Origin of the sequence: Paenibacillus flagellatus (assembly GCF_003217775.1) — a bacterium.
Lineage (GTDB): Bacteria > Bacillota > Bacilli > Paenibacillales > NBRC-103111 > Paenibacillus_AB > Paenibacillus_AB flagellatus.
Window position 1 is genome coordinate 325401 of the sequence record NZ_QJVJ01000002.1, and the last position, 12761, is coordinate 338161.

Here is a 12761-nt window from a genome sequence, read left to right on the forward strand (position 1 = left end):
TTCGGTTCTAGTCCGTTACTTGATGCCGGAATGCGCCATCGTGGCGATCACCTTGCGCTGGAAGAACAGGAAGATGATGAAGTTGGGCAGGAACAGCACGACCGCCGCCGCCGCCGCCGCGCCCTGGCGAGCCACGCTGTTGGCGAGCCCGTTCGTCAGCGTGGACAGGAAGAACGGGAACGTCTTCATCGATTCGTCCTGCATGAACAGTTTGGACGTCTCCACATTGCCCCACGCCGCCTGGAACGTGAGGATCGCGACGGTCGCCACGGCCGGCATGATCATCGGGATGACCACGCGCAGGAATACGGTAAATTCCCGGGCGCCGTCCATTTTGGCCGCTTCGATCAGCTCGTTCGGCACTTGGTCGACGAACTGCTTCATCAGGAAGACGCTGACCGGCGCGGCCAGATGGGGGAGCAGATGCCCCCAATACGTATTCATGATGCCGAGGTGCGAGACGACCAAGTAGCGCGGGATGCCGACCGTCTCCGGCGCGAACATGAGCGTCAGCATAATCGTCGCGAACAGGAGCCGGCTGCCCGGAAACCGGTGCTTCGACAGCGGGTAGGCGCACATCGCGCTGATGATCGTCACCGCCGCGACCGTCAGCGCCGTCGTGAACAAGCTGTTGAACAAATACCGGGTGACCGGCACGACCGACGAGCTCGACACGAGGAACAGCTCCGTAAAGTTTTGGAACGTCGGGTGCTCGACGAAAATGCGCGGCGGATAGACGAACAGCTCCTGGTACGGCTTGAGCGCATGGTTGAATATATAGACGATCGGCAAAATCATGAACAAGCCGAGGATCGTCAGCAGCGCGTACAGCGTTTTCTGGAACGCGTCGGCCCGGTTCAGCCGGGATCTCCGCTTCAGCCCGAGCGAGGCGAGCGTCCGGGTCAACCGGTTCGTTTTGGCGGCTTCGGCCATCATTCGTCACCCCGCGATCCGAATAGCTTCCAACCGAGCCGATTGGATACGTACATCATGATAAGCAAGAAAACCGATATCGCCGACGCGTAGCCCATCTCGAACCGAATATCCCCGTAATCGGCGATATGGCTCATCATGACGTGGCCGGCGTATTGCGGCGTCGGAAACGAGCCGGACAGCTGGGCGCCGATTTCGCCCGCCTTGAACGTCCCGACGATCGCCATGACGGCGCTGAACAGCATTTGCGGCTTCATCGACGGTATCGTGATGTACCAAATTTCTTGCAGACGGCTTTTGATGCCGTCGATCCGGCCGGCCTCGTACAGCTCGCGGTTGACGTTCAGCACGCCGGCAAGCTGGGCGAGGAAGCCGACGCCCATGCTCGACCAGAGCGTGACGGCGATCATCGAGCCCATCAAATATTTCTCGCTCGTCACCCACAGCACCGGCTTGTCGATCGCTCCGATCGACAGCAGGAAGCTGTTCAGGTAGCCGATCCGGTCGCCGGTGAGCAGCGGCAGCCAGACGACCGTCATGGCGATGCCTGCGGTAAGCGACGGCGTATAGAACGCCAGCGCGTACAGCGTGCGGGCGTAGTTCGGCAGCTGCGAGATGAGCCACGCAAGCAGGAACGAAGCGGCGTAGCCGCCCGGCCCGACGATGAGGGCGAACTTGATCGTATTCGGCAGCGCGTGCTTCAAGAAGACCAAGTCCTGCGACAGCAGGTACAGGAAGTTTTGCCAGCCGATCCACCGCGGCGGCTGCAGTGCGTTGAAGTATGTGAAGCTGAGCAATATCGCGAGCACGACCGGTATCAAAATGAACGCCACGAAGCAGAGAACGAACGGAGCGATAAATACATATGACAGCCGGTACGACCAGACGAGCTTGCAGAAGCGGGCGAACCGCCCCGTCAAGCCGTCGCGTTTTCGTTCCAGGGGCATGGCGGCCCCGGCTTCACTTCGGAACATATCGGTCCACCCCTTCCCAAGGTTTGGTCACTTGCGGCAAATCGAGCGTGTGCAGCACGGTTCCGTCCGGCGAGACGAAGCCGAACTCCTGCGCCTTGCGCACCATCTCCCGGTCGATGTTGACGACCGCTTCCTCGAGCGAGCCGCGGAAGTTTTCGCCGTCGACGACGGTCCGGTTCCAGGCGTTGTTCAATTCCCGGCCGACGAAGTAGGCGCCGGGCGGGTTCGGCATCTCCTTGTACCATCTCCACTGCTCGAGGATGACCTTCAAGTCCTCCTTCGGCCAAGGCAGGCGGGTGAACGCCTCGACATTGGCGGTATTCCACCGGAAGCTGATGCCGTTGAACGATTCCAGGTCCATGCCGTAGCGCTCCTGCACGTCGGCCGAGAGCAGCCATTTCAGGAACGTCCACGCTTCCTCCTTGCGCTTCGAATCCTTGTAGATGAAGCCGGTCGTCTGTCCGCCGGACGACCAGCGGGCGACGGTGCCGTCCGGCTGCTTCACGCCGGGCAGCGGAGCGATGCCCCACCAGCCGGTCAGCTCGGGAGCGGCGACCGACAGCGTCACGTACGTGTTGTAGTCGGCGACGCCGACCGGCATGTTGCCTTTGCGGAAATGCTGGTAAAAGTTCGGAACGTTTTTCTCCAGATCGTAAATGTTGAACAGATCGGTCCATTGCTTGAACCCTTGGAACGACTCCGGCGAGCTGAGCGCCGTGCTCATGCCGTCCTTGGCGAAAAATTCGGCCCCGTTCTGGTACAGGAACGTAATGAAGTCGGTCGTCGGCACGTAGAAGTTGTAGCCGTTCTGCTGCAGCGTCGGCAGCATCTCGTAGACGTCTTCCCACGTGTCGGGAATGCCGAGCCCGAGCCGTTCCAAAATGTCCTTGCGGTAAAACAGCACCTTGAACGACTGCGTCTCCGGCAGCGCGTAATAGCCCTTGTCGTAAAAGAACGGGAGCAGCGCCCCCGGCGCGAATCGGTCCGCCACCTCCCGGAAGTCGGGAAACTCGCTCAAATCCTGCAGCGCCCCGCGCATCGCGAAATCGATCGATTTGTCCTGCGGCTGTCCGAGCGCGATATCGGGCGATATGCCGGCGGCGTTGGCGTAGATGAGCAAGTTTTCGTCGGGCAGCAGGTTCACCTTGACCTTGATGTTCGTCTGCGGCGTGAACAGCTCGTTCGACAGCTCCTGCAGCAGGTTGACGTAGTCGCGCCCCCGGTTCACCCAGACGTTGAGCGAGCCTTCCTCCAGATCGCTCAAATCGTCCTTCTTGACGAACGAGCGGAAAAAGTTGAGGACGGTCGCCTTCGCTTTCCGGAAAAAGCCGGCCTCCATCTTGGGCAGCTCCGCCCCGACGGGGGCGACGACGATGCGCTCGAGCTGGAGCGGCGACTTGGAGAGCGTCTCGCGGATGCCGCCGATCTTCTCCTGCAGCGACGAAATGTCGTCCATGTAGTACGGAATTTCGTTCGGGTAGCGCAAGTAGCTCTCGATATCCTCGACCGCGGTCATCATCGTCTGCAGCGCGTTGTCGCGCCGTCCGTTGGCGGCCAGCAAGTCGTCGGCCATCGTCTTCAGCCGGTCGCGCACGTCCTCGAGCCGTTTCGGCAGCTCGGGGAAGTCCTCCTCGATTTTCCACGTCCGGTTTTTGTCCACGACCGCCCCGGTCATCGCCTTCAGCTCGGCGGACAGCTCGCGCAGCAGACGGGTCGCTTCCTCGGACTGGATGATGATCGGCTGGAACGGCGATACGGTCGCGGTCATCGACAGAACGTGCTCGCCTTTCTCCAAATAAAACTCGTATGGCTTGCCCGCGTCGTCCGACAGCGTGACGCCCTTCCATTTCGTCGAGTAGGGGAACCGGTAGGCGAGCAGCTCCCGGAACGGGACGCGGCCGTCGATCGCGATCGTCCGGAACGACGCCATGTTCGACACGGTGTTTTGCAAGGCGCGCAGCGCGATTTGGTAACGTCCGCTTTCCGGGACGGAGAACGTCCACGAGATCGTCTGCCCGCCCGTCTGCCACCGTATGCCGCCGACGGAGTTGAACGTTTCGTGCGCGCCCGCCTCCGGATAGGAGAGCGGATCTTTGTCGACGACCATCTGGATGGCGACGTCGTTTTTCGCCGACATGGCCTCCGCTTCGATCCGGATCGAGGCGTCCTCGCCCTTGGAGGCCGCGGCGGCGGGAAGCTTGGCGGCGTACCCGGCGTAGTCGGGCGGCGTCGAGGGAGGCGCGATCGACAGCGACGCGATGGCGATCGGCTCGCTGCCGGACAGCCGGATCGTATGCTGCCCTTTCGTCAAATACCATTTCATCGGCTCGTTGTACGCATTCGCGGAATCGCGGAACGGTTCGTCGATCCATCGGTCGATCGCGACCGAGCGGGGCCGGATATCGTCGCCCTTCGCGTCCCGCTTGACCGGCAGGTCGTCCTTGAACAGCCGCCGAAAGACGACCGACCGCGCCTCGCGGAACGGATACTTGCCGTCGACGGCGACGGACAGCGATACCGGACGCCGGTTGAGCGACGACGTTTCCTTGGTCAAGCTGTACGGGTAATACTGCAGGTTCAATTGATACAGGCCGTCCTTGTCGACCTGGACGCGGTATTCGATCCAGTTGTCGCGGTCGCTCTTCCAAAGCAGGACGTTGTCTTTGCCTTGGTACGACGCGGACTCGGCCAGCTTCTCCGGCGATTGCGCGGAGATGTCCGCCCCGGCGATGCGGACGGGGGCGCCCGTCGCGTCGGCGTAGCCTTTCTGCGTCCAATCGGCCAGCACGCGGCCGTAAAACGGCTCGAAGCCGTCGTTCGCCGCGCCGGCCGAAGCGGAGGCGGCGGGGGGCTTCGCCGGCGTCACGGCGTCGGCGGCGTGCGCTTGCCGCGTGCCGTCGCGGCCGGCGGCGACCGGACCGAGCAGGACGGCCGCCGCGATCAGGAGCGCGAGCGCCGGCTTGGCGCGGGAGCTGCGGGTTCGGTGGCGTTGAAGTTGCAAGTAAGATCCTCCTTCCGTCTTCACGAGTCGATCAGCCGTTCCCCGCTGTCGCGGTCGAAGAACAGCGCCTTGTGCATGTCGACCGCCACGGCGATTTTCATCTCGTCGTCGTAAAAGTTGCGCGGGCTCGTGCGGACGACGAGCAGGGCGGGGGAGCCGATGTCGAGATGCAGAAACCGGTCGGCGCCCATCAGCTCGTTGAATTTGTGAATGCCTTGTATGACGGCGTTCGGGAACGCGTCGAAGACGATTTGATCGACGCTGATGTTTTCCGGGCGGATGCCGAGGGTGACGACCTTGTTCACGAGCCGTTTGGCGGTAAGCTCCTTCGCTTTGCCTTGGGGAATTTCGAGCGCGAACCGGTTCGTGTGGAACTCGAGCCGCCCGTCCCGCTCCTCGAGCCGGCCGTCGATGAAATTCATCGGAGGCGATCCGATGAAGCTGGCGACGAACGTGTTGGCCGGACTGTTGTAAATTTCCTCGGGCGTGTCGACCTGCTGGATGATGCCGTCCTTCATGACGACGATCCGGTTCGCCATCGTCATCGCCTCGGTCTGGTCGTGGGTGACGTAAATCGTCGTGACGCCGAGCTGCTTGTGCAGCCGGATCAGCTCGGAGCGCATCTGCACGCGCAGCTTCGCGTCCAGGTTGGACAAAGGCTCGTCCATAAGGAACACTTGCGGATTGCGGACGATCGCCCGGCCGAGAGCGACGCGCTGGCGCTGGCCGCCGGACAGCTGCTTCGGCTTGCGGTCGAGATACGGCTCGATCTCGAGGACGCGGGCCGCCCGCTTCACGGCGATGTCGATTTCGTGCTTCGGCAGCTTGCGCAGCCGGAGGCCGAAGGCGATGTTTTCGTAGACGGACATGTTCGGGTACAGCGCGTAGTTTTGGAACACCATGGCGATATCGCGGTCTTTCGGCGGAAGATCGTTAACGAGCACGTTGTTGATGTAAATTTCGCCCTTGCTTATGTCCTCCAGCCCCGCGATCATCCGGAGCGTGGTCGATTTGCCGCAGCCGGACGGCCCGACGAAGACGACGAATTCCTTGTCCTCGATTTCCAGATTGAAGTCTTTCACGACGGCCGACTTGTCTTTGCCGTACTGCTTGTAGACGTGATTGAACAAGATCCGGGACATGAGTCCATTACCCCCCTCAAAATGATGAAGCCTGACAGAAAGCGTTTACATCCCCTCATACGAATCATTATAGAAACCGCGCTGTGAAAACGGTGTGAAGAATGATGAAGAACGCCGTCCGGTAGGTCCGGCCGACGGCGAAAGCCGGGGAAACGTGTGAATTTGGCGTGAAGATTTTCGATTGGAGGGACGAAAGGGTGGGTAAAGGGGGGATTTCACGGGTAAACGGCTGCTCCGCCGCCGATAAGGTACATGAACACGTTTTGGATGAAAAAGCGGGACGTGCGGATAAAGCACCCATTCACAATGCCCGATCAACGCAAAAAAGCGTCCGCGAAGCGGGGACGCTGCCGGGCCGTCGCCGACCGAATGGGGGACGGCGGCGGCTTGTTCGGGGGACGGGCCGATCCGTCCCGGGCGGGGCGAAGGCGTGCGGGCCTCCTTTTGACCGCTTCGGCTACTCAAGCGATTTCGGATCGGACGAACGTCACCCGTTTCCGTTGGCCGAGCTCGACGCGGGAAACCCGCCAAAACGCTTTCAGCCAGGCGATCGATTGCGAGCTGGAGTCGAGAATCGTGTTGCTCCACCAATGGGGCTGCATCGTCGCCGATGGGGGCAGCTTGAAGCCGAGAATGCGCTCGACCTCCTCGAAGGTGAGCGTGACCGTTTGTTTGGACTGGCCAAACAAGTACCGTCCGAGCGGCTTGTAATCGTTCATCGTAGATCACCCGAACTTGATTATACCGGCCGGCACTGAACAAATTCTGAACATGCCGTTTTTGGGGGAAATAGGGAAAAAGGGGCGCGGAGGGGCATTTTTATTGCGAGAAGCATTGCCGGTACGGAATGAAGGTCGGGGCGATACGCTCGTACAGGGAAGCGGTTCGAAAAGGATCCGGCGATGAAACGTTTTTCGTCCGCACTTCGTCTATTTGTCGGGACAGGAGAAAAATGGAAGACTGAGGGGAGAAATCGAGACGATGAAACGATTGACGATTCGAGCATGCGCGGTTTTGCTGGCGGGGACGATGGCGCTGGCCGGCTGCAACGGACCGGCCGGCACCCCGGCGAAGGACGAGCTCAAGGCGTTGGGCAAGGACGAGAAGGCGACGATCAAGGTGATGACGAACCAGGACGAGCGGTTTTTTTACCAAACGTACGGGGCGTTGTTTTCGGCGAAATATCCGAACATCGACATCGAGGTGGCGTCGCTCCAAGGCGTGATCAAGTATGATGCGAATACCGACATCAACAAGGAATACGAGAAGTTTATCGACGAGAAGAAGCCGGACGTGCTGCTGCTCATGCCGGATCTGTACGAGAAGCTGGCCGGCTCCGGGAGACTGTACGCGCTCGATTCCGTCATCGCGCAGGACAAGTTCGACCTGGGCGGCATCATGCCGGCCGTCCTCGAGTCGATCAAATCCCGGAGCGGCGGCAAGCTGTACGGCTTGGCGCCCGGCTTCAGCGCGCAGGCGATCTTCTACAACAAAACGATGTTCGAGTCGAACGGGGTGCCGTTCCCGAAGGACGAGATGAGCTGGGAGGAGCTGTTCGAGCTGGCCCGGCGCTTCCCGACGACCGGAGACGAGAAAACGCGGATATACGGCTTCGGCGCCAACGCGTATTCGGCCGATTTGTTCCAATACGTGCGGATGATCGGGGAAACGAAAGGGCTTCGCTATGCGGACCCGGACACCGCCCAGGTGACGATTCATACCGACGCCTGGAAGCAGGCGGCGCAGCTCGCGCTCGATACGATGAAGGCGGGCGCGCTGTACTCGCCGGATCCCGAGAAGCAATTCCGCGGCGGCATGATCGAAGACTACTACAAGTCCGACCCGTTCATCGGGGGCAAGGTCGCGATGATGATCGGCGGCAACTATATGATGGACAGCTTGAAGCAGGCCAAATCGTATTTGAAGGAAAATACGCCGGAATGGGATCTCGTGACCGTTCCGGTCGATCCGAACAGTCCGGGAACAGCGGCGAGCCTGTACGTCGGGCAAATATTCGCCGTCAACGCCCAGTCGCCCAATCTGCGCGCGGCTTGGGAGTTCGTCAAGTACATCAACGACAACGAGTTTGCGCGCGTCACCTCGAAGGCGTCGACGGGCATGGGCGAGATGACGGTCCGCACGGCGTACTTGCCGAACGCCGAAGGACGCAACGTCGCCGCGTTCAGCAAGCTGAGCGGCGACGCGTCGCAGGCGAACCGGTCGCTCGCGAAGCTGCCGCCGTCGTTCTTCCAGTCGTTTTCCGGCATTGCCGAGCAGGAGCTCAAGTCGGCGCTCGACGGCAAGCAGACGGTCGACGACGCGCTCAAGCATATTCAGGAGAAAGGGCAGGAGGCGCTCCTCAAGGCGAAGCAGGAGGAGGAGGCGAAAGGGACCCCGTAATCGGAAGCGGGGAATGGGAAATGGCTCGTGCGGGATCGACGATCGATCCGCGCGGGCTTTTTTCTATTGACAATGTCAATGATAACCATTATCATTTGAAATGTTGAAATTGAGAATCATTATCACACCATAAAGCGTCATCCGTCCGACGGAGCGCGCGAATCGAAGAACGAGAAGGAGTGAGCGGCATGGCGCGGTTGTTCGCCGAGAAGCTTCACATCGCATACGGGGATAAGGTGATCGTCGACAAGCTCGACTTGTCGATTCCGGCCGGTAAGGTGACGGCGCTCGTCGGCGCGAACGGCTCGGGCAAATCGACGATCTTGAAAACGATGGCCCGCATCATGAAGCCGAGCAAGGGCGGCGTCTTCCTGGACGGCAAGTCGATTCATCAGATGCAGACGAAGGAGGTCGCCAAGCAGCTCGCCATCCTGCCGCAAAACCCCGTCGCGCCGGAAGGACTGACCGTCAGCGAGCTCGTCTCGTTCGGGCGTTTCCCGCATCAGAAAGGGTTCGGCTCGCTCGGCAAGGAGGACAAGGAGATGGTCGAGTGGGCGATGAGCGTGACCGGGATGACCGGCTTCGCCGACCGGCCGATCGAGCAGATGTCGGGCGGGCAGCGGCAGCGGGCGTGGATCGCCATGGCGCTTGCGCAGGGGACGGACATCCTGTTTCTCGACGAGCCGACGACGTTCCTCGACATGGCCCACCAGCTCGAGGTGCTCAAGCTGCTCGAACGGCTCAACCGCGAGGAAGGCCGGACGGTCGTCATGGTCGTGCACGACTTGAACCATGCGACGCAGTACGCGCACCATATCGTGGCGATCAAGAACGGAACGGTCGTCCGGGAGGGCAGCCCCTCCGACGTCGTAACCGCCGACATGCTGCGCGAAGTGTTCGGCATCGAGGCGGACGTCATTGCCGATCCGCGCACGGGAGCGCCGTTATGCTTGCCGTACGGGCTCGCCTCGGAGACGGAGCATGGGCAAGCCGGCGCGGCCGGACCGGTCCGCTTCGACGACCGCAAGACGCAGCCGAAGGACGGTGCCGCCGGCGAATCCGAAACGGTCAAGGAGAAGGTCGGCGCGGTATGAGAGTCGCGAGCGATCTGTCACGACACTAGAACGAATTTAAGGGGATACCGTACATGTACAAATGGTTCAAGCCGCTTACGCTGCTAATGGCATTCATTCTCATCCTGGCCGGCTGCGGCACGGCATCGACGGACAACAAGCAGGGCGCTTCCGCACCGGCCGCGAACAACGGGGCGGGGGCGGGGAACGCCGCCGAGCCGTCCGTCAAAACGATCAAGCACGCGATGGGGACGACGGACATTAAAGGCACGCCTTCCAAAATCGTCATCCTGGAGTGGGCTTACGCCGAGCATTTGCTGGCCGTCGGCGTTCAGCCGGTCGGAATGGCCGATATCGCCGGCTACAAAAAATGGGTCAACGCCAAGCCGGAGCCGGCTGCGACCGTGATCGACGTCGGCACCCGCCAGGAGCCGAACCTGGAGCTGATCGCCAGCTTGAAGCCGGATTTGATCGTCACGACCGTTATTCGGGCGAAGACGTCGTACGACAAGCTGAAGGCGATTGCGCCGACGATCGTGTTCGACCCGTACTCGGAGCAGGCGTCCAAAGACATTTACGCGGATACGATCGAATCGTTCAAGACGCTGGCCGACATCGTGAACAAAAAGCCGGAAGCCGAAAAAGTGGTCAAGGACCTCGACAAGCTGTACGAGGACGCCCGGACGAAGCTGAAGGCGGCGGGCAAGGAAGGGGCGGAGGTCGCCGTGACGCAAGCGTTCAGCAACCAGAACGCGGCCGTGTTCCGCCTCATGACCGACAACTCGTCCATCATGCAAATCTACGCGAAAATGGGCTTGAAAAACGCCTATAAGCCGGAAAAGTTCGAATCCCAAGGGTTTTCGACCGCTTCCGTCGAAGCGCTTCCGGCGATCCAGAACGCGCATTTCCTGTACGCGGTGCAGAACGACGACAACGTTTTCGAGAAGCAGCTGAAGGATAACGCCGTCTGGAAAGGGCTCGCGTTCGTCAAAGAAAACCGCACGTATGCGCTCGGAGGCGACATGTGGATATTCGGCGGGCCGCTGTCGATTCAAAAAATCGTCGAAAAAACGGTTAGCGTCCTGACGGCAAAATGATGGACGCATCGCCAGCACTCCTATCGGAAACCCGTTCCCGCTCCTCCTGGAAAGCGGCGCTCGTCTTCGGCGGCGGTCTGCTCGCGCTGGCTGTTCTCGTCTTCGCCAGCTTGACGCAGGGAGAGGCGGACGTGACGGTGCGGACGGTCGTGGACGCGCTGCTTGCGCCGCAGAACACGCTGCAGCACAATACGGTGCTCGGCGTCCGCCTGCCGCGGGCCGTCATGGCCGTCATCGCCGGCGCGGCGCTCGCCGTATCCGGCGCGCTGCTGCAGACGGTGACGCGCAATCCGCTCGCCTCGGCCGGGACGTTCGGCATTAACGCCGGCGCCTACTTCGTCGTCGTCGCGGCGGCCGTCTTCCTGCCCGCGCTCAAAAGCGCCGCGCCGCTCGCGCTGGCGCTCGTCGGCGGCGCCGGCGGCGCGGCGATGGCGTACGCGATGGCGGGCGGGCCGAGAGGGACGCCCGTCCGGATGGCGCTCGCGGGCATGATCGTGTCGCTCGTGCTGTCGGCGTTCACGAGCGCGCTTCAGCTGCTGTACGAGAACGAGACGAACGGCTTGTTCCTGTGGGGCTCCGGCTCGCTCGTCCAGAACGACTGGAAGGGCGTCGAGCACGCTTGGCCGTGGGTCGTCGCGGGCGCGGCCGTCGTCCTCCTGTTCGTCCGGACGCTCGACCTGCTCGAGCTCGGCGACGACACGGCCAAGTCGCTCGGCCAGCGCGTCGGCGCGGCGCGGCTGACGGCGCTGGCGGCGGCGATCGTGCTCGCCGCCGTCACCGTCAGCGTCGTCGGCCCGATCGGCTTCGTCGGCCTGATCGCGCCGCACCTCGTGCGGCTGATCGGCTACCGCCGCCATCGCGCGCTGCTGCCGGCAAGCGCCCTGTGGGGCGCCGTCGTCCTCGTCGGCGCCGATACGGTCGCGCGTCTGTTCCGCAGCACGATCGGCGAGCTGCCGGCCGGCGCGGTGACGGCGGCGCTCGGCGCGCCGTGGCTCATCTGGCTCGCCGTGCGCGGAGCGAAGGAGCAGCGCGCCGTCGACGCGTCGAGCTCGATGAGCGTCGGCTTCACCCGCGGCGGCATGCCGTATGCGGCGATGCTCGGCGTCATGGCGCTGCTGCTCGCCGCCGCCGCCGTCGTCGGCTTGGCCGCGGGCGGGCTGAAGATCGGCGTCGGCGACGTGCTCGCCGTTCTCGGCGGCGGCGGGCAGGACATGTACCGCAACATCATTATGGAGATGCGGCTGCCCCGGCTGGCGGTCGCGATGCTCGCGGGCGCGGGACTCGCCGTCTCCGGCGTCCTGCTGCAGGGCGCCGTGCGCAACCCGCTCGCCGATCCTTCCGTCATCGGCGTCACGTCGGGGGCGGGCGTCGGCGCATTGCTGCTGCTCGTCGTCTGGCCGGAGGCGCCGGGCGCGCTGCTGCCGGCGGCGGCTTTCGCCGGAGCGGTCGCGGCGGCGGCGCTCGTCTACGCGCTCGCTTGGCGCAAAGGGCTGCACCCGACGGTGCTGACGCTCGTCGGCATCGCGGTGACGGCGATCGGCTCGGCGGTCATCCACTTCCTCGTCATCAAGTCGGGGATGGGCGCCGCCCCGGCGCTCGCCTGGCTGGCCGGCAGCACGTACGGTCGCGGCTGGGAGGAGTTCGGCCGGCTCGCCGTCGCGATCGTCCTGCTCGTGCCGTACGCGTGGATGCTCGGCCGCCGGATCGACCTGCTCGCCTTCGGCGACCCGGTGTCGCTCGGGCTCGGGCTGAAGCTGCAGCGGACGCGGGTGCTCGCCGCCGGCGTCGGGGTGGCGCTCGCGGCGATCGCCGTGGCGTGCGTCGGTACGGTCGGCTTCATCGGCTTGCTGGCGCCGCACGCGGCCCGCATGCTGATCGGGCAAAACCAGCGCAGGGCGGTGCCGCTCGCGGCGATGCTCGGCGCGCTGCTGCTGCTGCTCGCCGACGTCATCGGGAGAGTGGCGATCGCGCCGAAGGAAATTCCCGCCGGGCTCGTCGTGGCGCTGATCGGGACGCCGTATTTGCTCGCGCTCATGTACCGGAGCTTCGCCAGACGATAACCGCATAGCGGGCCTATGGCCGATTCGGAGGAAGGAAGGGAGCGATCCCTTCTTTTTTTGTGGCGCGAATCGCGGATCGCG

9 protein-coding genes are annotated in these 12761 nt (G+C 62.9%); 4 read left to right on the plus strand and 5 right to left on the minus strand.

Annotated features, from left to right (window positions below):
- Window positions 1-15: 15 nt before the first annotated feature.
- From DLM86_RS05015 to DLM86_RS05035, 5 genes are all read right to left on the minus strand, one after another.
- Complete coding sequence (locus tag DLM86_RS05015) at window positions 16-936, minus strand: carbohydrate ABC transporter permease (protein ID WP_245954357.1); 921 nt, start codon at window positions 934-936, stop codon at window positions 16-18.
- Window positions 933-1907 carry a carbohydrate ABC transporter permease gene (locus tag DLM86_RS05020; RefSeq protein WP_110838872.1) on the minus strand — a complete coding sequence of 325 codons (975 nt, stop codon included), beginning with the start codon at window positions 1905-1907 and terminating at the stop codon, window positions 933-935. The genes DLM86_RS05015 and DLM86_RS05020 overlap by 4 nt, the downstream gene beginning before the upstream one ends.
- On the minus strand, window positions 1894-4908 hold the full coding sequence (locus DLM86_RS05025) for an extracellular solute-binding protein (RefSeq protein ID WP_110838873.1): 3015 nt from the start codon (window positions 4906-4908) through the stop codon (window positions 1894-1896). Before DLM86_RS05025 ends, DLM86_RS05020 begins: the two co-directional genes overlap by 14 nt.
- 20 nt (window positions 4909-4928) lie before the next feature.
- A complete protein-coding gene (locus tag DLM86_RS05030) occupies window positions 4929-6050 on the minus strand; it encodes an ABC transporter ATP-binding protein (protein ID WP_110838874.1) in 1122 nt (373 codons plus the stop codon).
- A 461-nt stretch (window positions 6051-6511) separates the two neighbouring features.
- Window positions 6512-6769, minus strand: a complete 258-nt coding sequence (locus DLM86_RS05035; protein WP_110838875.1) for a DUF7662 domain-containing protein — start codon at window positions 6767-6769, stop codon at window positions 6512-6514.
- Between the two features lie 262 nt (window positions 6770-7031).
- Here DLM86_RS05035 and DLM86_RS05040 point away from each other — a divergent pair, with 262 nt between their 5' ends.
- The 4 genes from DLM86_RS05040 (at window position 7032) to fhuB (ending at window position 12680) form a co-directional block, all read left to right on the plus strand.
- A complete protein-coding gene (locus DLM86_RS05040) occupies window positions 7032-8450 on the plus strand; it encodes an ABC transporter substrate-binding protein (protein WP_110838876.1) in 1419 nt (472 codons plus the stop codon).
- A gap of 188 nt (window positions 8451-8638) precedes the next feature.
- Entirely contained in the window at window positions 8639-9544 is a 906-nt protein-coding gene (locus tag DLM86_RS05045) for an ABC transporter ATP-binding protein (RefSeq protein ID WP_110838877.1), read from the plus strand.
- Between the two features lie 53 nt (window positions 9545-9597).
- The gene (locus tag DLM86_RS05050; RefSeq protein ID WP_110838878.1) at window positions 9598-10620 is read left to right on the plus strand and encodes an ABC transporter substrate-binding protein; all 1023 of its coding nucleotides are present in this window, start codon (window positions 9598-9600) and stop codon (window positions 10618-10620) included.
- A complete protein-coding gene (gene fhuB, locus DLM86_RS05055) occupies window positions 10620-12680 on the plus strand; it encodes a Fe(3+)-hydroxamate ABC transporter permease FhuB (RefSeq protein WP_110838879.1) in 2061 nt (686 codons plus the stop codon). The genes DLM86_RS05050 and fhuB overlap by 1 nt, the downstream gene beginning before the upstream one ends.
- Window positions 12681-12761 lie beyond the last annotated feature (81 nt).